The sequence below is a fragment of the Desulfosalsimonas propionicica genome (assembly GCF_013761005.1).
Taxonomy (GTDB): Bacteria; Desulfobacterota; Desulfobacteria; order Desulfobacterales; family Desulfosalsimonadaceae; genus Desulfosalsimonas; species Desulfosalsimonas propionicica.
Genome location: NZ_JACDUS010000013.1, coordinates 63529 through 83063, shown reverse-complemented (window position 1 = coordinate 83063; position 19535 = coordinate 63529). Strand labels below are relative to the sequence as shown.

18 protein-coding genes are annotated in these 19535 nt (G+C 54.1%); 11 read left to right on the top strand and 7 right to left on the bottom strand.

The genetic code is table 11. From position 1 onward, the window contains the following. Nucleotides 1-7 precede the first annotated feature (7 nt). A complete protein-coding gene (locus HNR65_RS15835) occupies nt 8-388 on the top strand; it encodes a cytoplasmic protein (protein ID WP_181552499.1) in 381 nt (126 codons plus the stop codon). Nucleotides 389-432: 44 nt separating this feature from the next. On the opposite strand, the gene HNR65_RS15830 is transcribed toward HNR65_RS15835, so the two are convergent. Continuing rightward, nucleotides 433-1911, bottom strand: coding sequence for a CDP-alcohol phosphatidyltransferase family protein (locus HNR65_RS15830; protein ID WP_181552498.1), 1479 nt, complete (start codon nt 1909-1911; stop codon nt 433-435). 58 nt (nt 1912-1969) lie between these two features. Next, nucleotides 1970-2836, bottom strand: coding sequence for an MBL fold metallo-hydrolase (locus HNR65_RS15825; RefSeq protein ID WP_181552497.1), 867 nt, complete (start codon nt 2834-2836; stop codon nt 1970-1972). Between the two features lie 589 nt (nt 2837-3425). On the opposite strand from HNR65_RS15825, the gene HNR65_RS15820 reads away from it, so the two are divergent. Beyond that, nucleotides 3426-4238 carry a DUF3786 domain-containing protein gene (locus HNR65_RS15820; protein WP_181552496.1) on the top strand — a complete coding sequence of 271 codons (813 nt, stop codon included), beginning with the start codon at nt 3426-3428 and terminating at the stop codon, nt 4236-4238. Nucleotides 4239-4381: 143 nt separating this feature from the next. Then, the gene (gene brnA / locus HNR65_RS15815; protein WP_181552495.1) at nt 4382-4606 is read left to right on the top strand and encodes a type II toxin-antitoxin system BrnA family antitoxin; all 225 of its coding nucleotides are present in this window, start codon (nt 4382-4384) and stop codon (nt 4604-4606) included. Nucleotides 4607-4685: 79 nt separating this feature from the next. Here brnA and HNR65_RS15810 read toward each other — a convergent pair whose 3' ends face one another. Together HNR65_RS15810 and HNR65_RS15805 are read right to left on the bottom strand one after the other, a co-directional pair. Continuing rightward, a complete protein-coding gene (locus HNR65_RS15810; RefSeq protein WP_232364803.1) occupies nt 4686-8963 on the bottom strand; it encodes an acyl-CoA dehydratase activase in 4278 nt (1425 codons plus the stop codon). Further along, nucleotides 8960-10585, bottom strand: a complete 1626-nt coding sequence (locus tag HNR65_RS15805) for an endonuclease/exonuclease/phosphatase family protein (RefSeq protein WP_181552494.1) — start codon at nt 10583-10585, stop codon at nt 8960-8962. Before HNR65_RS15805 ends, HNR65_RS15810 begins: the two co-directional genes overlap by 4 nt. A gap of 151 nt (nt 10586-10736) precedes the next feature. On the opposite strand from HNR65_RS15805, the gene HNR65_RS15800 reads away from it, so the two are divergent. From HNR65_RS15800 to HNR65_RS15765, 8 genes are all read left to right on the top strand, one after another. Next, nucleotides 10737-11948, top strand: coding sequence for a response regulator (locus HNR65_RS15800; protein WP_181552493.1), 1212 nt, complete (start codon nt 10737-10739; stop codon nt 11946-11948). A gap of 183 nt (nt 11949-12131) precedes the next feature. Next, nucleotides 12132-12413, top strand: a complete 282-nt coding sequence (locus tag HNR65_RS15795) for an AtpZ/AtpI family protein (RefSeq protein WP_181552492.1) — start codon at nt 12132-12134, stop codon at nt 12411-12413. Between the two features lie 6 nt (nt 12414-12419). Then, a complete protein-coding gene (locus tag HNR65_RS15790; RefSeq protein ID WP_181552491.1) occupies nt 12420-12812 on the top strand; it encodes an ATP synthase subunit I in 393 nt (130 codons plus the stop codon). Between the two features lie 6 nt (nt 12813-12818). Next, entirely contained in the window at nt 12819-13493 is a 675-nt protein-coding gene (gene atpB / locus HNR65_RS15785; protein ID WP_181552490.1) for a F0F1 ATP synthase subunit A, read from the top strand. Beyond that, the gene (locus tag HNR65_RS18060) at nt 13494-14711 is read left to right on the top strand and encodes an ATP synthase F0 subunit C (protein ID WP_232364802.1); all 1218 of its coding nucleotides are present in this window, start codon (nt 13494-13496) and stop codon (nt 14709-14711) included. Nucleotides 14712-14756: 45 nt separating this feature from the next. Then, the gene (gene atpE / locus HNR65_RS15775) at nt 14757-15002 is read left to right on the top strand and encodes an ATP synthase F0 subunit C (protein ID WP_220128413.1); all 246 of its coding nucleotides are present in this window, start codon (nt 14757-14759) and stop codon (nt 15000-15002) included. A 33-nt stretch (nt 15003-15035) separates the two neighbouring features. Then, nucleotides 15036-15494, top strand: coding sequence for a F0F1 ATP synthase subunit B (locus HNR65_RS15770; protein ID WP_181552489.1), 459 nt, complete (start codon nt 15036-15038; stop codon nt 15492-15494). After that, entirely contained in the window at nt 15487-16083 is a 597-nt protein-coding gene (locus HNR65_RS15765; RefSeq protein ID WP_181552488.1) for a F0F1 ATP synthase subunit B, read from the top strand. Before HNR65_RS15770 ends, HNR65_RS15765 begins: the two co-directional genes overlap by 8 nt. Nucleotides 16084-16192: 109 nt before the next feature. Here the strand turns inward: HNR65_RS15765 and serA are convergent, their stop codons facing one another. Genes serA through HNR65_RS15750 form a run of 3 tightly spaced genes read right to left on the bottom strand, consistent with a single transcriptional unit; the run spans nt 16193 to nt 19386 of the window. After that, on the bottom strand, nt 16193-17785 hold the full coding sequence (serA, locus tag HNR65_RS15760; RefSeq protein WP_181552487.1) for a phosphoglycerate dehydrogenase: 1593 nt from the start codon (nt 17783-17785) through the stop codon (nt 16193-16195). 24 nt (nt 17786-17809) lie between these two features. Beyond that, nucleotides 17810-18607, bottom strand: a complete 798-nt coding sequence (locus HNR65_RS15755; protein WP_181552486.1) for a methyltetrahydrofolate cobalamin methyltransferase — start codon at nt 18605-18607, stop codon at nt 17810-17812. Between the two features lie 41 nt (nt 18608-18648). Beyond that, on the bottom strand, nt 18649-19386 hold the full coding sequence (locus tag HNR65_RS15750) for a DUF1638 domain-containing protein (protein ID WP_181552485.1): 738 nt from the start codon (nt 19384-19386) through the stop codon (nt 18649-18651). Between the last annotated feature and the right edge of the window lie 149 nt (nt 19387-19535).

The window sequence follows — 19535 nt, the reverse complement described above, 5'->3', positions numbered from 1 at the left end:
GTACCTTATGCCGGATTCTGCAGAATCTCAACAGATTGATTTTACCGTCGACAAGGACAACCTATACCGGGAAGAATCGGTCACCGATCTGAAGGTGGCCTCGATCCGGTGCATGACCCCGGTGAAAGCCGACGGCTCTGAAGACCCTTCCCGTTCCAGGATTTATTACGGCTCCACCCAGCTCATGACACCCGAAGGCCCTTTGCCCATCCAGTCCCAGCTGTCTGCCACCAGCCTGCAGGAAGCCATGGAGGAATTTCCCGGGGCCATGAAAAAGGCTTTGGATCAAACCATTGATCGGCTAAAGCAGATGCAGCAGCAAGAACAGCAGCAGCAGCCACAACAGCCCAAGCAAGGGGGATCACGAATCTATACGCCCTATGAATAATTGCTCCTGCCGGCCGGCGGACCAACGCCGGCCGGAGATTCTTTTCAGCCGTTCTTTTGCGCCTCCCGGGCGGCGGTATCCGGATCCACCCGCCAGGTGATCAGCGGCGAGAGCAGATACAAAACCATCTGGCAAAAAACCAGATAACCGAAATACGGCGTGAACACAAACACCACCATCAGCACCAGATTGGTCCAGGTAAACCAGGGGTTGCGGTCCATGAACCGACCGATGTGGAGATAGCGCACCGGATACAGGTTCATGAGAAAGGCCGTAAACACCATCAGTCCCATGCAGAAATAACCCAAAAATACCGCCCACTGGGAATCGGCAGAAGTTGCCTGCGTCAGCACAATCAGCGGCGCGGTTACGAACAGGGCCGCCGCCGGGGTGGGCAGCCCCTTGAAAAAGCCGGGCACCGGCGTCCGGTCCAGCGTAAAATAGGCCAGCCGGGCAAACCCGCAAAATGCATAAACCAGGGCGGGAATATATACGGGAAGATCCCGGATTTCCGTGACCGGATGATTTGAAAGACACACATAAAAAATCCAGGCCGGGGCAATGCAGAAGCTCACCGCGTCTGCCACGTCATCCATGATCCCCCCAAAGGTGATATGCTTTGACGCTGCGCCCGGAAGCGGTTCGGTCAGCCCCAGCCTCCTGGCCATGGCCCCGTCGAGTTTGTCAAACACCGCCGCCCCGATCAAAAGCAGGTAGGCTTCGGTCATCTTGCTCTGGTAGGCAAAAAAAACCGCCAGAAGCCCCATCATGGCGTTCATCACAGTCAGGGCGTTTGGAAAGGCCGCCAGGATCCGGCGGCGAAGCGCCATGTCCTCCACGCAGAGCGCATCCAGGCAGTAGGTCCCGTATTTCCGGCAGTAAAAGGCAATGGAGCCAAAATTGATCACCAGAAACACGATTTCAATGACAAAAAGATTGCGCACGGAAAGACCGCCAAGCCAGGTCAGACCGGAATAGAGGAAGCCGAAATCACCCTCCACCGGAATATAGAACGCATGAACATAGAGCAGAAATCCCAAGGGTGCTGCCACGGCGGTTCGCAGGCGGGTCAGTTCCCGCAATTCGGGCTCCCGGGCCTGTCGGATGGCAAAGCCGCGCATGAAATGGGCAAAATTGTCCCGGATCAGCACGGTGACGCACAGCATGAGCACAAACACCGCATGCACCAGCTCCAGACGGCTGTGATCGGGAACCAAATAATGCAGCCGCCACATGCTGCCCACTGCCACCAGGGGAAATATAATGGAATACACCACCCGGTCCATGATCTTGTCGGCCAGTTCGGCAAAGGAAATCTCCGGGCCGAACCGGGCCGAAAACCACCCATCCATCAGATCAAAGACCATGGCGGCAAAAAAAAGCAGGGTTCCGGCCAAATACACGTTTGGACTGCGGTTTAACATGACCGCCACCGCGCACATCATCCCGAAAAACACCAAAAGGGGCCGGCCATAGACCAGAATCGGGGTCATGGTTGTGAGCAAATTTTTCTTTTTCAGCATAATTTCAAACTAATATAAATCATTATCAAAAGCAGGCAGCTTGTGTGCGCCCGCACTGTCAGGCCCCTTGGAGATAATCGAGCATGCCGCCGATGGTGTTTCCCACGTAATAGGCTTCCCGGTCCCGGTAAGCCTTCGGCAGGTCATCGATTCGGGCAAACACCGGGTCCTGCGTTTTCAGGTCCTTGATAATGGCGTCTTTGCGGGGATTTTCCAAATGCGCCCGCACCACTTCCAGCCACAAAGACAACTGAGTTTTCGCCAGCTCCAGTATTTTTTCCCCGTCCGGGTAAATGCCGTAATGGGCAAAACAGACCTTGCGGTCCGCAGCCGGCGCCACCCGGTCAAGGGATGCGGCAAACTGCTCATAAATAAATTTGGGCGGAGTGGCCGGCCGCAGATAGATCTCCCCGCCAAGATCGTGGAAAACACCGAAAAGCTCGCCGATAAAAAGCCGGTCATCAAACAGGTAGCTTTGATGATGGGCGGCATGGCCGGGGGTATCAATAATGCCGATGCCGGCATCCGGGTCCATATCCTCCGGGGTCAGGATGCGCGACGGGTCCACCGGCAGCATGGGGCCATAGATATCTGCGATGTTGCCCAGAACTTTTCGTGTACCCTCCCACAGCTTTGAAGGGTCCACCAGATGCCTGACCGCCTTTGGATGGCACACGATGCGCGTTTCCGGAAACCGGCGTGCCACATGTCCGATCCCGCCCGCATGATCCAGGTGAATATGGGTCAGCAGAATCCAGTCAAGCTTTTCAACCCCTTTGCGCTCCAGGGTCTCCAAAAGCACATCTGCTGTGCACGCCGGGCCCACATCCACCAAAAACGCCATCTCCGGGCCGGAATAAAGCCAGGACGAAATAAAACGGGTATACCCCAATTCCGGGATATCCAGATCAATCAAAGAATACATGGCCATCTCCTTAAATACCGCCCTTATATCACGTTTTTGCATTCCTGACAAAAACAACAACCGACCCTTGTCCCTGATTTTCGCAGGCGGAGGGGGCGGGAGTGTCAGGAAGGAAAGCCATGGGGCGGGGCGGGGGTGGTTTGTTTGGCTGCATTGGCGCGGTTTCGGCATAAGATCGGACCGGGGCTTTGGCGACCGGAATTTTAAACTGTCTGAGGGCGATCAGCCCGAGTTTTTAAAATTCCAGCCAAAGCCCCGGGACGATCGCCGAAACCCCGCCGCAGACAAACAAACCGCACCCGACCCGTCACATGCGAAAACCCGTGCAAGCTGCTTACGCCTTGGTTATGGCCCTGATTGTGCCGATGCTGTCGTTCTCACGCCTCGTCAGGCTTCCTGGATTTTTACCCGGCCATATCAAACTGCCGGGTTGCACACAGCATGAATGTGCATTATACAAAGACTTTGCACTGCATCGGCATATCGACGCCATGCGGCAGCAACAAAGTTCCAAGGAAGTCCCCGGACTTCCTTCCTGGCTCCTGACAAATATCGGACAATGCAAGAAGCTTTCAAGGAGTATTGAAAAATGGCACGAATCAACAGCCCCATGGATGTGTTTAAGCTTACCGACGGCTCCAACTGCCGGGCGTGCAATGAAAAAACCTGCATGGCCTTTGGCGTGGCCGTGTTCAAGGGAAGAAAAAACCTGGACCAGTGCCCGAAAATCGCCCCTGAAGTGCTGGCCCAATACCAGGATGCCACAGACCGGCCTGACACCATTGACGAATTCATGCAGCAAGCCGTGGAAGAACTGCAGGAACAAATCCCGGACATCGACATGGCTGAAGCCGCCCGGCGGACCGCCGGCGAGTTTGACGGGCAGAAACTGACCCTGCGGGTCATGGGCAAGGCGTTTTCCGTGGACAGGGCCGGCAGCCTGTCGGCCGACATCCATATCAATGCCTGGGTGGCCATGCCATTTCTCAATCACGTGCTGCACTGCAGGGGCGAGGCCCTCACCGGCGAGTGGATTACCTTTCGGGAACTAAAAGGCGGCCCGGAACGGTACAACCATTTTCAGCAGAATTGTGAAAAACCCTTAAAACACCTGGCAGACACCTATACAGATCTGTTTTCAGACATGCTCGATGTGTTTGCCGGCCGCCGGGTGCAGACCCATATTGACTCAGATATTTCCGTGGTCCTCCACCCCCTGCCGCTTCTGCCGGTGATGTGCTGCTACTGGGAGCCCGAGGAAGGCATGGGCTCCAGTCTTCACCTGTTTTTCGACAAAAGCGCGGACCAGCAACTGGATGCCGAATCCATCTACACGCTTCTGGCCGGCATGGTCAAAATGTTTGAAAAAATTGCGGCGCGCAACCAATCAGGCCCTTCATAATAACTGGCTATGACAATTTTTGCCAAGCAAAAACCCACGAGCTTTTTTGGCGCAGGAAGGCCTGTTCATGAATGAGGATATGAAAATCCGTTGATATTTGATATAAAAATGATATATTTTTTATATTAAGGAAGTGACAATTTATGAAAGCTGAAGAACTGGATCAAAAATTTGAAAAAGGTGAAGATATCACCGAATTTCTGGATTTTGCCAAAGCCCGCCGGCCCGGCCGGGAATCTCGCCGCGTCAATGTTGATTTCCCCGAATGGATGATCCACAGCCTGGACAAGGAAGCCAAACGACTGGGGGTCCCCCGGCAATCCATCATTAAAATATGGATTGCAGAAAGGCTGAAGGAATTGAGCTGACGCCGCTTGCCTTGAATAAACCATCCCCGGTTTTCTCCGGCCGGGCCCTTGCCCGTGCGGGCCTTATGCGACCGACATTTCACACAGATTTCGGGCAGGCCGCATCAGCCCTTTCGCCGCCGGCCTCCGGGGGCCGGGCGAACTTGAGATAAGGCACGATCTTGCGATTTTTCTCCCCGCCAGTGCCGTCATAGGTGATCGACACCATGGGCACACCGGTTTGCGTCTCAATGGTTTTGGCCATGGCCTCGGTGATCAGAGACGGGCAGCAAAACGCCGGCGAGGTTTGCACAAACAGGGCCACCTCGGGATGGTGTCGGCAAATGTAGTAGATCTTTAGGATATTGTCCATGGACTCGCCCGTGTTTTCGCCCACCATGCCGAATTGGGCCAGGATCTTTTCAGGGGCCACGTCATAGACCGGTTCAGGCTCTTTTAAGACCTTCTGGAAATGCCGGTAATAGGCTTTTTCCCGGTACACCATGGTGGCCAGCAGGCCCCGGTTGACCAGAAGGCTCGCAAAACGCCCCTCTGTGAACCATTTCTTGAAATAAGCCGGTGCGATCATCTTGGCATAATCAGTATACGGCGTGGTCAGGGCCTCGCCGCCGCAAGCCTCGATCAGGGAGATCAGGTCCTGGTTAAACACGGGATTGTCCCTGGCGTAGAGGTCCCCGAAAATGGCCACCTTCGGCCGGCTGCCGGCAACGGTTTCAATATGTTCAAACCGCTTGACGGTTTCAATAACGGCCGTTTCCTTGTCCTGCAGTCCCAGAAAAGCTTTTTCAAGGGTCCGGATACCGGCTTCCACCGCCCGGTCTGCAGCGCCTGGATTTTTTTCATAAGGCCGGGTGCGGCAGGCCATGCGCCGCAGCAAACCGCCGAACATAAAGGCGAAATAGGCATTTGTGGCCGCCCGAAGGGATACGTCCGCAAATGAAATCTCACCGGCATACACTTCCGCCCCGGCCATATCCCTGCCAAAAGACGATATCATCTCCTTTATCTTGTAGGGATAAAGCCGGATATTGCAGGGGACCTCCGAGTATCCCATCCAGAGCACTGTATTGGCCGGGTCGAGATCGTTTTCCGTTACATAGTCCACAAATTCCTGGGCCATGACATTGATGGGAATGCACTGGCCGCTGTTTAACTGCATGCTGCGCCGGATTGCATCCGGGGTTTCAGTGACCGCTCTGGCATCAATGCCTTCCCGCCGGAGGTTGGCCGCCAGCAAACGGCAGGTAATCGGGTCCCAGCTGGGCAGAACCACGGTCTTTGCCTGCATACCCGATGCGTTGGCCGGATTGATGCGGCCGGCATCGTTTCTCTGGGGCCGGCCGGAGTGGAAATGATTGTCAAACGCCCGCACAGCCGCTTCAATCCGGGTTTCATAGCCTACACTCGACCCGTGCTCGTCAAGCTCCAGGATCAAATACGGCTTATTGGCCCCTTCCATCAGGGACTGGAACACATCCCGGACAAACGAATCCGGTGAGCATTTAAACGAGGTCATTAAAACCGGATACAGGCCCGGGGTCTCGGCCACGACCTTTGCCGCCTTGATGATGTCTGCGGCATAATTCCAGTGCAGTTCATTCAGAAACCCGGCAATTTCGGAAAAATCACCGTTTTCCAGATCCAGCATGTCCTGAAAAAATCCCTTAACCCCAAGGCTCCCGAAAATTTTCGGAATATTTTTGTTCATGGCCGGGTCCAGCACCGTGTAGGGCCGGCCCAGAAACATCACGGAAACTTCTTGGGAAGGGGAAAACCGGTGTTCAAAAACCTGGCGCCATTTTTCAACAGCCGTCTGATGCCGGCTCCGGGCCCGCTCATAAGCGCGGATGATCTCGAAGAACCCGAGATCCGGATTCATCCGCCGCACGGCCCGGTAAAGGGCCAGTCGGGTGTGAAAGGGATTGTATAAAGACCGGATCACCGGTGAAACAATACGATTTTGCCCGGAATCGTCCAGGGCCGCGGTCAGGGCCGGGCCAAACTGGGAGTAATAGCAGTACTGGCGCCGGGCGCTGCCGTCCTTTTCCCGGTTTTCCAGATAATGGGGCAGAAACACGAAATCGGTTTTTCCCAGCAGGTAATCCACATGGCCGTGCAGGGCCGTGATGGGCGCGCAGAATTCCGCTCCGGCACGCGCCTTTCCCCGTGCCAGCACATCAGCGCTTTTGGGCGCGATATGCGTGCGCATGCCGAGCTGATGGAAAAAATCCACCCACATGGACACGTCTTCATGCATATACAGGGCCGCGGGAATGCCAACAGTCAAGCCGGCCTGCTCGGGTGCGGCCGCAGCCGGGGCAAAAACCCGGCCACGGGTTTTAACAAGGTCAAATCCGGCCCGGTTGTTGTCCACAAAATGCCGGGTGTTATAGTCCCGGCCGCATAAAAACCCGAATGCCACAGGGCCGTCGGCCATATCGGCAATGGTGAGCTTGCAGTGATTGGGACACAGATCGCAGATCTCGGACCGGACCGGAATTTCGGCCTTATGCAGGCCCAGACCCCGGAATGCGCTCTGGGACAGGCCTTCATCTGCCAGATAAAGGGCCACGCCCATGGCACCTGTCAGATGGCAAAACTCGGAGACGTAAACCGGCCGGCCCAGGCGCTGCTCAAAGGCGGCAACCAGGGAACGGTTTTTGGCAGTGGCGCCCTGAAAGCAGACGTTTTCGCCAATGCCGGCCTCCACTGCCACCTTGGTCAGATAATTTTCCCGTACCGAGTGCAGGGCCGCGGCCAGCACTTCTCTTACCTCGTAGCCCAGGCTCAGGTAGTAATTGATATCCCGCTCCATGAAAACCGTGCACCGATCGCTTGCCACGGGAGCGGCCACGTTTTGGGTCAGCTGGGCGTAATCCGCCAGGTCCACACCGAGCTTTTCAGCCTGTTCCTCAAGGAAACTTCCCGTGCCGGCCGCGCACACCGTGTTCATGATTGAAAATGTCACCCGGCCGTTTTTCAGGGTGGTGAACTTGGAATCCTGGCCGCCGATTTCAATGATGGTGTCCACATCCGCGTTCAGCTCCCGTGCGGCACGGGCATGGGCGGTAATCTCATCAAGAATCCGGTCGGCACCGGCAATCCGGCCCACGAACTTTCGGCCCGAGCCTGTGGTGCCGGCACCGGCAATGCACAAATTCAGATCTTTTTTGACAACCAGATCCTCCATGGCCTCCAGCACGCCGCACAGGGCGGCAACGGGGCGGCCGGCGGTGCGGGTGTAGAATCCGGCCATCACCTGTTTTTCCGGTGTCAGCCAAACCGCCTTGGTGCTGGTAGACCCGATATCCATGCCCAGATACACCTGCTGCCGGCTTTCAGGTTCCAGCCGGGCGTATATGTCGATTTCCACGTCGCTGGCAAACCCCTGGCTGCCGGCTTTGTAGATATAGGCTTCCATGGATTTGAATTCCGGATATTGGGAATGCTCCAATACCAGAGGCGGATGGCCGTATGTACGCTCAAACTCGGCCTGCCGCACCACGGGCTTTGGGGCACGGAAGGCAGCCGCCTTTTTTGATTTTTTCCCGGTCCAGTTTTCCTCGATCCAGGACAGGGCTGTTCCCACGGCGCCGTAAAGGGGCGCCATTTCATCCACAACCAGCTGAATTCCCGTCATTTCGCTGATATGATGAATCACTGCGGGATTGCGGGCCACACCCCCGCAAAAAATCACCGGGACATTGGGGCGCTGATGTTTGAACACCGTATCCACGATATTTCTGGCCAGTCCCCGGCACAGCCCGTCGCAAATTTCAGCCAGACTGTAGCCCTCCTGCTGGGCGTGGATCAAATCGGTCTTGGCAAAAACCGCACACCTGGATGCGATCTTGGGAACGGCACCTGTATTGTCCGCAGCAATCCGGGCCAGATCCGATATGCCGGACAGATTAAGCCGGCCGGCCTGCTGATCCAGAAAGCTGCCGGTTCCTGCGGCGCACGAGGTATTGGTCTCCAGGCCGGCATACCGCCCCTGCCCGTCAAAGCGCATGAGGGAAAAATTTTCACCCCCGACATTGAGTATGGCCCCGATTTTATCATGAAAAAAACCGGCTGCAGCAATCACCGCCACCCGGTCATCGCAGCGCCAGTCCCCGTCAACAATCCGTGGCGTGGAGTGGGTGAGGCATACAGCCGCCAGTCGGCCGGGGTCCACCGAGGCCAGCATCTTTTCCAGGGTGCCGGCGATCTGGCCGTGATGAAAGCGGTAATCCGAGTGCAGAAGTTCCCTTTCCGGCGTCAAAACCGCCAGACCGGCGCTGACCGATCCGGCATCCAGTCCCAGCACCAGGGGTTCCCTGTCTTGCTTTTCCGGGTTCTGTATCGTCATTGTCATGGTTTTACTTCTCTGATTTGTGTATTTTTTTCAATCACAAGCTCCGGGCTGCGATGGTAACCAATGCGCGCGCCCCGTATCCGGACCTGTGCCGGCGCTTGTGGTGCAAGAGCCTTATCAGCAAAATATAGCCGGATTTTCCGCTGATTTCCATAGTAAAAATGCCCGTTGGCATACCGCCCGGTATAAGCCCCGATGACCTCGTTTTCCAGTTTCGCCTCGGAAAAATCCGCGTCCGGATCCGAGATATACAGGGAACCAACCGGGGCAATGCCCGGGCGTGGACAAACCTTTTTGACACCTGTGACCTCCAGGTTGCCGTGAAAACGTTTCAGCCGGATCACAACCAGATCATAATAAGCGCCTTTGTCCAGATCGGCTGCTGCTTTATATACATAAACAGCCCGGCCGCCGGGCTGCTTGATCACGGCATTATCACCGTGCCGGTAAATCACGGCACAATTTTTCAGCGCAAATCGCACGGCCCCGGCTTTCGCATTATACAGATCGGCTATTTCAGCTTTTTCCAAACTCTTTACAGGGCTTGTGGTCTCCGGCCGAAAAACAAAGGGCCCGGTCTGCAGGCAGGCATAAACCGGCAGATGATCCGAATATCCCCGCCCCAGGTGCCGGCCCCGGCCCTGATCCGCCCGCTGCCAGCGCCGGATGCGATGCCGGTCAAACAGATAGCCCGGGTCGAACCTGTCAAATGAATTGTCCAGGTAGGAAATGCCGTGGTCGTCATAAAGGGCTGCGGGCAGCAAAATGGCATCCGGGCTCTGGGGGCGGCCGAAAAACCGGGCAGACCAGCGCCGATGTTCGTCCAGCTCCAGCCACAGATTGTAATGCAGGCCCTGTGCCGGGTTGATGATCAGCTGCCGCTCATCCACGGCCGCGCCCTGAAAACGGGTATTTAAAACATGCTCCAGCCCTGTTTTTCCGCCGGTATCATTGAGTTTCGGCCGGCGACGGAGGGTTTCATGCTCATTGTAATTCGTGTTAAAATCCCCCAGAAGCACATAATCGGTTTTTTCCGGCAACTTTTCCACGGCTTCGGCCAGGGCCCGGGCGCCGGCCATCCTGCGGCTTTCCGGTCCGCTTTTGGATTTCCAGTGATTGACAAAAACAATCAGCCGATTCCCGGAAATATCGATGTCCGCCCGAAGTATACTTCGGCCGGAGCCGCCTTCCGCAAAGATCTCCGACGAATCCATAATCGCAAATCTTGACAGCAGGGCGCATCTGACCGCTGCGTCACGGGCATCGGCAATGGCAGAGTAAGGATAGGGGCTGTCCTTCTGAGCCAGGTGCCGCAGCAGTGTCTCAAGGGCCGCCGGGGACTCCACCTCCTGGAGGCCTATGATATCGGCGTCAAGATCATGGATTACCCGCGCCAAATGATCCACCTTGGTTTCCATCATATCCCTGTTCCAGCCAAGAGGACCGCCCGGAATATAGCCGGTGTATTCAGTGCCGTCATGTTTGAGGTCAAAAAGATTTTCCAGGTTATAGGCGGCAATTTTAATGCACCCGGCCCGGGAGGCGGCCGGCAATGTCAGGCAGATCAACAATGCCGCTAAAATGCAGGATTTCCCAAATTTATATGACTTTGCAAAAGACATTCAACACCTTTTCCTCTTCCCTGCAGGTGTTCTTATTTCAAAAAACACCCCAATTTCCTGTTTTTTTATTGACATTCATTATATCTACCGTTAATTAAAATAGTTATAATAAAACCAGAAAATGCCGTCAAGCAAGACATTCTGACATCCCATGGCTGCCCGCATGCAGCCGCCCTATTTTGGATACGGACCGCTTATGGACAAGGTACTCATTGTCGAAAACCACCGCAGCACACTGGAGCAGATCCGGGCCGGGTTCAGGGATCTGCATCACTTTGAGCTGCTCACCGCCAGCTCCGTCAAAACCGCCACTGACATCCTGGCCTACACCCGGATTGCCGTATTGGCCACCAGCATCCACCTGCCCCAGGGCGACGGCCTGGATCTGATAGCACTGATGACCCGGAAATATCCCTCCATCCCCTGTATCGCCATTCTGGAAAAAGATGACCCCAAACCCTGGTTTATTGACCGCACAGGCCATACCGGGGTTCTGTATTACCTGAAAAAACCCTTTTCCTTCGGCAGGCTGGCCTCGGCCATTTTTGTGGGTTTAAACCTCCGCGACGAAGGCCAGACCCGAAACGGCATGACCATGACCAATTTTCTGCCACTGCTGGCCATTGCCCGCAAAACCTGCAGAATGGATATAAAGTCAGCGACCCGGCAAAAAGGGATCTGTTACCTGGAAAAAGGCCAGCTGCTCAATGCCCGGACCGCTGAACACGAAGGGGATGCAGCAGCCAAACAGATCGCTGAATGGCGTGGTATCCATCTATCGTTTTCCCCGCTCGCTGACATAAACCGACAGGCGCGAATCAACGTCGACCTGTTGGCTCTGGCCAAGGCCACCTGGGAAAAAAGCGCCCCGCAGGCGGACAACTTCCCGGCATCTTTGGCCTATGAATCCCGCACAGGCGCCCGGATCGGATCAAAGCTCGAAGATGCCTTTCACAAACACGCGGGCATTCTCCGCACCGCCAAAGGCTACAAGGGACTGGCCATTGTCAGCGGCACCGGCGAGGTCCTTGCCAATGACACATCCTATCGGGCGGACATTGATTTCAACGCCATTGCCGAGATGGCCAACCAAATATATACGGACTGCTCCCGGCACCTGAGCCGGAAGGGACTGGGCCGATGCCGGGGCCTGAGCCTGCACACGGAACAGGGTATTCTGCTGGTGCATAACACGGATATGTATAAAAGCGGCAACTACCGTTTTTTGGCGTTGATGGCAGAAGACGGCAACTGCTTTTTCATCCAGACACAGCTCAAAACCATCATCCCCAAAATTCTTTCCGAAGTGGCCATGCCCGGGGGAACTGAAAGTAAGGGTTTGTCCGCCAAAAAACTTTTTTGAACAATAATTCAAGTTTTTAGCCAATTTTTTGGCCCTATCATTCCGCCACGGCCGGCAGACTCGCCGGAGGCCCGCAAAATAATCCATTTCTCCGAATCTTACGATCCATGAGAGCCAAAAAAGTTCTTGACTGCCCGGGGAGCAGTTGTTAGTATACTTGAGCTTTAAGGGGATACAATCGTTATGGCGCCCAGGAAAATTTTTAACTTCAACGACAACCGACCGTGGGCCCAGCATTTGCAGATTGTTGTCCAGGTCGGCCTGACCATGGCCGGCTGCATTGTTTTCTGTTTGTTTGTGGGACGTTTTCTGGATGGCTGGCTGGGGACGAAAGGCATTTTTACAATACTTTTTATCCTCTTTGGAATTGTGGGCGGGGCAGTGGTTGTTTATCGCCAGATCATGGAAGTAACAAAACCGGATACGGAACAAGAAAAGAACAAACACAAAGACGGCAGGGGATAACAGCAGTTGGAACCGCATGAACAAATCCGGCAAACCCAGAAAAAATACTGCTCAATCGCAATGCTTGCTGCAATCTCCGTTGCTCTGATCCTTATTTTTGCCGGCTATAAACCTCTTGGAAAAGGATTGGTTCTGGGAACCGTCTTCAGCTCGCTGAATTTTATCCTCATGGGAGAAACCCTGCCCAGAAGAATCTCCGGCTCCCGGCGGCGCGCTTCTGTTGTTTCAGGTGTATCGATTTTTATCCGCTACGCCCTGCTGGCTGCGCCCCTGATCCTTGCCATCAAAAGCCCTTCCTTTAACCTGGCGGCCACCGTTGTGGGCCTATTCATGATACAGATTATGATACTGGCCACACAGGGCATATACGCATCAACTCGAAAAAACCTGGATTATTGACGCGATATGGAAGAACTCGGGAAAATACATCAGCTTATTGTTACCGTGTCCGACTACAAGATGACGTTTAACCTTGACATCATGGCCATGACATGGCTGGTCATCATCGGACTTCTGATCTTCGGTTATTTTGCGGCCCGCAAACAGCAGATGATTCCGGGGACCTTGCAGACTATCGGGGAGGCTTTTGTGTTCCAGTTTTATTCCCTGACCGAAGACGCTCTGGGCGAGGATATGGCCAAAACCTACGGGCCCATGATCATTGCCCTGTTCATGTTTTTGCTCTTCTGCAACTGGATCGGATTTATCCCACACCTCTATGAACCCACAAACGATTTGAACACGCCTTTGAGCCTTGGCCTGATGGGCTTTGTGATTGCCCATTATGCCGGCATCCGGCAAAAGGGTTTTAAAAAATACATCAAGGCCTATTTTGATCCGATCTTTTTTATGGCGCCGCTCAACATCATCGGTGAAATCTCCAAGGTCATATCCATCTCGTTTCGTCTTTTCGGCAATATCATGGGCGGCACCATCATTGTGCTTGTGGTTTCGCATCTGGTTTTCAGCCTTGTGCTGCCGCCATTTCTCAATGCGTTTTTTGTCATCTTCATCGGCGGGATACAGGCGTTTGTGTTTACGATGCTCACACTGGTATACATTGCGGTACAGGTAAATTAAATGATGTCCATCGAAATTGAAGCCTGGGTTAGAATGGCGGCATTCGTGGGGGCCGGTTTCTCAATGGGATTCGGCGCCATTGGTGCTGCAATCGGGGAAGGGTTCGCTGCTGCAAAAGCAAACAATGCCATATCTCAAAATCCGACTTATTCCGGCGATATCGTCAAGATGATGCTGGTGGGTCAGGCCATCGCGGAAACCGCAGCCATATTTGCCCTGGTTATTGGTGTCCTGCTGCTGTTTGCCACCGGCGGCAACGCTTCAATGATCACTGCTGCAGGCCTGTTCGGCGCCGGCCTGTCCATGGGCCTGGGTGCCATTGGTTCCGGGGTGGGCTCGGGCTTTCCGGCCGGTGAAGCATGCGACGGGCTGGCCCGTCAGCCGGCCCTCAGCCGCACCCTCACCACCACCATGCTGATCGGCTCGGCTGTCAGCCAGACGCCCGCCATTTTTTCCATGGTGATTGCCTTTATGCTGATGTTTATCAATTTTTCCGGCGGCAGCCCCCATATGGTGGCCGCACTGCTTGGCTCAGGGCTGTGTATGGGTTTTGGCGCCATCGGATCCGGAATCGGTTCCGGCTTTCCGGCCGGTCAGGCCTGCGTTGGTCTGGCCAGGCAGCCAGCAATGGGCAGCCGCCTGACCACCAACATGCTCATTGGCGCGGCCGTCAGCCAGACACCGGCCATTTTTGCCATGGTGGTCTCGTTTATGCTCATGTTTATCAGTTTTGCCGGCACACCGGTGCATCCCACGTCTGCTGCCTTACTCGGCGCAGGCCTGGCAACGGGCCTGGCCGCAATCGGATCCGGGGTGGGAAGCGGTCTTGCCGCAGGCGCTGGCGTTGAAGGCTGGGCCAGGCAACCCATGGCTACCGGCAACGTGCTGGTGATTATGCTGGTGGGCCAGGCGGTATCCCAGACGCCCTCTATTTTCGGGCTTTTGATCAGCTTTATTCTCATCTTCAAGGGATACCCCTCTACCGAGGTGTTTATCGTATCCACGGCACTGGTTTCAGCGGGTTTGTGCACCGGACTCGGCGGCATCGGATCAGGCGTGGGAAACGGACAGGTGGCACAAACCGCTGTATCCTGGGTGGGGCGAAATGTGGAGCAGGAAGCCTTACTGATGCGCACCATGCTCGTTGGGCAGGCCGTATCGCAGTCCACAGCCATTTATGCCATGGTTATTTCTCTGGCATTGATTTTTCTGGTATAAAACAATAAATAAAAATAAACCCCTAAATTTCAACTGGAGGAAATTATGATTGAAGGTGCAGATCTAATCCAGGCATCGGCATTTCTTGGTGCCGGACTGGCAATGGGCCTTGGCGCAATCGGCCCGGGGCTTGGTGAAGGCATGGTTGGAGCCAAAGCATGTGAGGCCATCGGGAAAAATCCCGGCGAGGCCGGCCTGCTCACCCGTACCATGCTTGTGGGTCAGGCGGTTTCCGAATCCACAGGTATTTATTCTCTTGTTATTGCCCTGTTGCTCCTTTTTGTTGTCTAATCGGTTTAATGGTTTAGTACGGGAAGGCCCGTGATGGAAATTGTCGAAAATCTTGCTCTGATCAGCTTAAATGAGACTCTGATTGCGCAGCTGATTGCTTTTCTGATCTTCTTTTTTCTCATTAACCGGATCATGATCCGCCCTCTGCGGGAAACCATGGGAAAACGGGAGCACTATATTCAAAACATTGAATCAGAGATTCATCAGTCCTCTGAAAAGCTCGAAGACCTCAATCAACAGCTGTGGGAACATGAAAGAAAAGTCGTCCGGGAGGCCAACGCAGAAAAGGAAGACCTCAAAAAACAGGGCAATCAGCAGGCTCAGGAAATTCTGGGGGAGACCAAAAATGAGATCGATCAGATCCGTCAGGAAAACACCCGACTGCTGAACCAGGAAATTTCCGAGGCCCGCAAATACATTGAAGCTGAATCTGAAAAACTGGCAGGAACAATCATGGAAACCATTCTGGAGCGGGGGGTATCGCGTGGGTAACTCAGGCACCATCAAAACAACCTGCAAAATACTGTTTTTCTGCATCCTGCTGCTGCACCTGACAGCCTTTGCAGTGCTGGCCGAAGAAGGCAGTGGCGGAGACTGGCGCCCGGTTTATGACACGATCATGCTTTATGTCAATTTCCTCATTCTGGCCTATCTGCTTTACCGCTACGGTCGTCAGCCGTTTCTGCAGTTTCTCCAGACCCAGAAGCTGCAGGTTTCCGAGTCGATTCACAAGGTCGAAGGCCGCAAGGAAAAACTGCTGGCGCAGATCAATGAAACCCAGAGCCAGATGCAGGAAAGCAGTGAACGCTATGAGAAATTAAAGCAGCGGATCATTGAGGAAGGCGAACAAACCCGGCAGCAGATTATCGATGATGCGCGGCAGCAAAGCAAAACCATGCTGGAGCGGGAAAAGAAAAATGCCAGTCGCCGGCTTGCCGACGCCCGGAAAAATTTCATGTCCGAACTTGTGGACACTGCCTCAAACCTCGCCAGAAACCGGCTTCCGGAGGAAATCACGGAAAACGATCAAGACAAGCTCATTGACTTTTACGTCGCCAGCGTAAACCGCATGTCAGGCTAAGTCAGGATAAGTCAGCCCCGGCAAAATTCAGACGCAATCCCATTGAAAAGCCCGGAAAGCCTTTTGGCCTTCCGGGCTTTGTTTTGTTCTAACGAAACCTTTCAACTGTCTACAATTCCATGTAAATCACCCGCCTGGTTCTGGGATATGTTTCCAGCTTATCAAGCACCTCTTTGGTCAGGGGCGTGTCGGTTCGCAGAAACACAATGTTGCGCTCCCCTTCCGGCTCTTCCTGCCCCACTGTCATGCGGGCGATATTGACCTTGTGATCCCCGAGAATGGTGCCGATCACCCCGATCTCACCGGGAATGTCCATGTTGTGGATCAGTGCCAGATTACCCGATGGGCGCATTTCCAGCCGGAAGTCGTTGATGCGCACGATTCTGGGATCGCTTTTGCCAAACAGGGTTCCGGAGACCACATTGGTGTCCTTATCAGTCTTGACGGTCACGGTTATCAGGTTGATAAACTCCTGTGCATCATCACTGGACGACTCCAGTACCTTGATGCCCTTTTCCTTGGCCAGATAAGGAGCGTTGACAGCATTGACGTCATCGAGCACAAGAGGTTCGAGCAAACCGCAGACAACCGCCGTGCGCACCGGGGCCATGTCATTGTCCCCGAAATTGCCGTCATAATCAATTTCAACAGACTTGATATGCCCCTCAGACAACTGAGACAGCATGCGGCCCATGCGGTCAGCAAGTCTGATAAACGGGTCGAGTTCCTCGAGCACCTTTCCGGAAACCGAGGGCACGTTGACCGCGTTTTGAATGGTATCGCTTTTTAGATAAGCAATGAGCTGACGAGCGATGTCAACGGCTACGTTGGTCTGGGCCTCGGCTGTGGACGCCCCGAGATGCGGCGTGCAGATCACGTTGTCAAATTCAAAGAGTTTAAATCCCTCAGGCGGCGGCTCGGTAGCAAAAACGTCAATGGCCGCCCCGCCCACTTTTCCCATCTTCAGGGCATCATAGAGTGCATCTTCATCCACAATACCGCCCCGGGCGCAATGAATCAGCATCACGCCGTCTTTCATTTTGGCAAAGGCGTCCTTGTTGATCATATTGGCTGTCTTCTTGATCTTGGGAACGTGTATGGTGATGTAATCGGAGCGCTCATAGAGTTCATCGAGACTCACCGGCTCGCACTTGGCCTTTTTGATATTTTCCGGAGTGACCACAGGATCGTAAACAATAACATTCATCTTCAGGCCCCGGGCCCGGTTGGCCGCAATAGAACCAATCTTGCCAAAACCGATCACGCCCAGTGTCTTGTTCATCACTTCCCTGCCCTGGAGCTTTTTCTTGTCCCACCGGCCGTCTTTCAGGGATGCGGTTCCCTGGGGAATGTTGCGCGTTAATGCCATCATCATGGAAATGGCATGTTCTGCGGTGGTCACCACGTTTCCCCCGGGGGTATTCATGACAATGATGCCCCGGCGCGTGGCTTCGTCCACGTCAATATTGTCCACACCAATGCCTGCACGGCCGATGGCCCGTAGATTCTCTGCGGCATCCAGCAGTTCCTTTGTTACCTTGGTGGCGCTGCGAACGGCAAGGCCGTGGTATTGACCGATAATTTCCTTTAACTCCTCAGGGGAAAGATCGGTCTTCACATCCACTTCAATATCGTTTTCCTGTTCAAAAAGCTTGATTCCGGCTTCTCCAAGCTTGTCGCTGACCAGTACCTTGTAAGTCATATAGGGTCCTCCCTTTGATTTATTTTACAATACCAACTTTTCTTCCCTGTACGCTGTCAGGTAATTGCCGCAGAATTCATCCCGACCCGCCAGGGTTTCGGCTGCATACACATTGGCCATCATGCGCTTGTCCAGGGGATTGATAATGGCGCTGTCAAGGCCCTTGCAGATGGCCATGACCATAAAGGCCTGGTTGAGCAATTTGCGCTCAGGCAGTCCGTAGGAAATATTGGAAAGCCCGCAGATGGTATGCACACCCGGAAATTCTGTCATGATCGCTCCAACGGCGTTCATAAATTCCATGCCATAGGAGTCGTTGGTTGAAATGGGCTGTACCAGGGGATCCACGTAAATGTTTTCCACCGGCACATTATTTTTCACCAGGCTATTGATCAGGTCACTGGCAATAGACAACCGGTCATCCTTGCTTTCGGGCATTCCCGAATCGCTCATGCAAAGGGCAATAACCTTGATGTCCGATCCGGCCACCACCGGCAGAAGCGCATCCCAGCGTTCCTTTTCCAGGGAAATGGAATTGAGCATGGGCGTGCCCTTGTGCAGCTCCATGGCCGCTTCCACCACCTTGGGATCCGGGCTGTCAATGCAGCAGGGAATTTCCACTGCAGACTGCACGGTGGAGACCAGCCACTTCATGTACTGGTCTTCCTTGCCCACGTAAGTGCCGGCGTTGACATCGATGTAGTCCGCCCCGCACTCTGCCTGGTCTCTGGCAATTTTCTTGATCGCCTCCGCGTCTTCGGCATCAATGGCCTCCTTGATGGCCTTACGGCTGGAATTAATCAGTTCTCCAACAATTAACATTGTCAACCTCCTTAAAAATTATGGTGAATTGTATTTGTTTTTTACTCCGTCTGCTTCATAAAAGCCTTCTGCTCAGCCCTCTGCCCCGGGGCCAGACACACAAAATCCTCCCTATCATAGGGGCCGAAAAGCAGTTTTTCAAAATAGGAGGTTGAGCCGGAAACCTCCTCATAAACTTTGTCCAGAAACGCTGCATTGGCCTTTGCCCTTTTGCGAACCTTTTTTATGTCGCCTGCGCCGGTGTTGATGAGCACAATATGGGTATAATGTTTCAGCTCTTCATTAATGCCCCACAAAGCCATTTCCTGCCCCATTTTGGGGCCATACTCGTGTTCCACCATCCCCAAAGGATCTTTTTCCTCGGCCACCCAGCCCGGGGTGAGATAATAAGTGCCGGCCCGTTTTCGGAAAGCTTCAAAATAGGCCTGCCTGGAGCCAAGCAGCAGGGAGATGCAGTCATGGACCCGGGGAATATAAATATTCTGCTTTCTGGCCGTGACCCCGACAATGCCGTTGGAACAAAGCCCATAGCCAAGGACAATATTTTGGGCGGTATCCGCGCGCGCATCAATCTGCTCCTGAATCAGGCCGGGCATTTTTTCCGGGGTGAGGTGAAGATTCTGATCCATATAGCAGATTTCAATACCTTGGTCTAGCATATCCTTATACTGCTGCCGCAGGGCATCGAGTTCATGCTGCATCACCCGGCAGGCGATAATCAGGCGCGGGCCCGCAGGCGCGGCTGTATCTCGCCGTTTATCCGTCTTCAAATCAGGCATCTGATATTTTTATTCCTTGATGGCGCTGTAAAAGTCCAATATCTGCGTTACGCGCGATTTCTCAGAACCTCACGTACGGATAAGTACGCTGCATTCTTCGAAATCGCGCAAGCCTTGATCTTGAACTTTACGGCACCATCTGAAAATCG

Bases quoted from the DNA above. Each gene is read 5' to 3' on its own strand.
- HNR65_RS15820 (WP_181552496.1), top strand. From the start codon at position 3,426: ATGGCACGAATCAACAGCCCCATGGATGTGTTTAAGCTTACCGACGGC.
- HNR65_RS15795 (WP_181552492.1), top strand. From the start codon at position 12,132: ATGGCGCCCAGGAAAATTTTTAACTTCAACGACAACCGACCGTGGGCC.
- serA (WP_181552487.1), bottom strand. From the start codon at position 17,785: ATGACTTACAAGGTACTGGTCAGCGACAAGCTTGGAGAAGCCGGAATC.
- HNR65_RS18060 (WP_232364802.1), top strand. From the start codon at position 13,494: ATGATGTCCATCGAAATTGAAGCCTGGGTTAGAATGGCGGCATTCGTG.
- HNR65_RS15835 (WP_181552499.1), top strand. From the start codon at position 8: ATGCCGGATTCTGCAGAATCTCAACAGATTGATTTTACCGTCGACAAG.
- HNR65_RS15825 (WP_181552497.1), bottom strand. From the start codon at position 2,836: ATGTATTCTTTGATTGATCTGGATATCCCGGAATTGGGGTATACCCGT.
- HNR65_RS15755 (WP_181552486.1), bottom strand. From the start codon at position 18,607: ATGTTAATTGTTGGAGAACTGATTAATTCCAGCCGTAAGGCCATCAAG.
- HNR65_RS15770 (WP_181552489.1), top strand. From the start codon at position 15,036: ATGGAAATTGTCGAAAATCTTGCTCTGATCAGCTTAAATGAGACTCTG.
- HNR65_RS15800 (WP_181552493.1), top strand. From the start codon at position 10,737: ATGGCTGCCCGCATGCAGCCGCCCTATTTTGGATACGGACCGCTTATG.
- HNR65_RS15750 (WP_181552485.1), bottom strand. From the start codon at position 19,386: ATGCCTGATTTGAAGACGGATAAACGGCGAGATACAGCCGCGCCTGCG.
- atpB (WP_181552490.1), top strand. From the start codon at position 12,819: ATGGAAGAACTCGGGAAAATACATCAGCTTATTGTTACCGTGTCCGAC.
- HNR65_RS15805 (WP_181552494.1), bottom strand. From the start codon at position 10,585: ATGTCTTTTGCAAAGTCATATAAATTTGGGAAATCCTGCATTTTAGCG.
- brnA (WP_181552495.1), top strand. From the start codon at position 4,382: ATGAAAGCTGAAGAACTGGATCAAAAATTTGAAAAAGGTGAAGATATC.
- atpE (WP_220128413.1), top strand. From the start codon at position 14,757: ATGATTGAAGGTGCAGATCTAATCCAGGCATCGGCATTTCTTGGTGCC.
- HNR65_RS15810 (WP_232364803.1), bottom strand. From the start codon at position 8,963: ATGACAATGACGATACAGAACCCGGAAAAGCAAGACAGGGAACCCCTG.
- HNR65_RS15830 (WP_181552498.1), bottom strand. From the start codon at position 1,911: ATGCTGAAAAAGAAAAATTTGCTCACAACCATGACCCCGATTCTGGTC.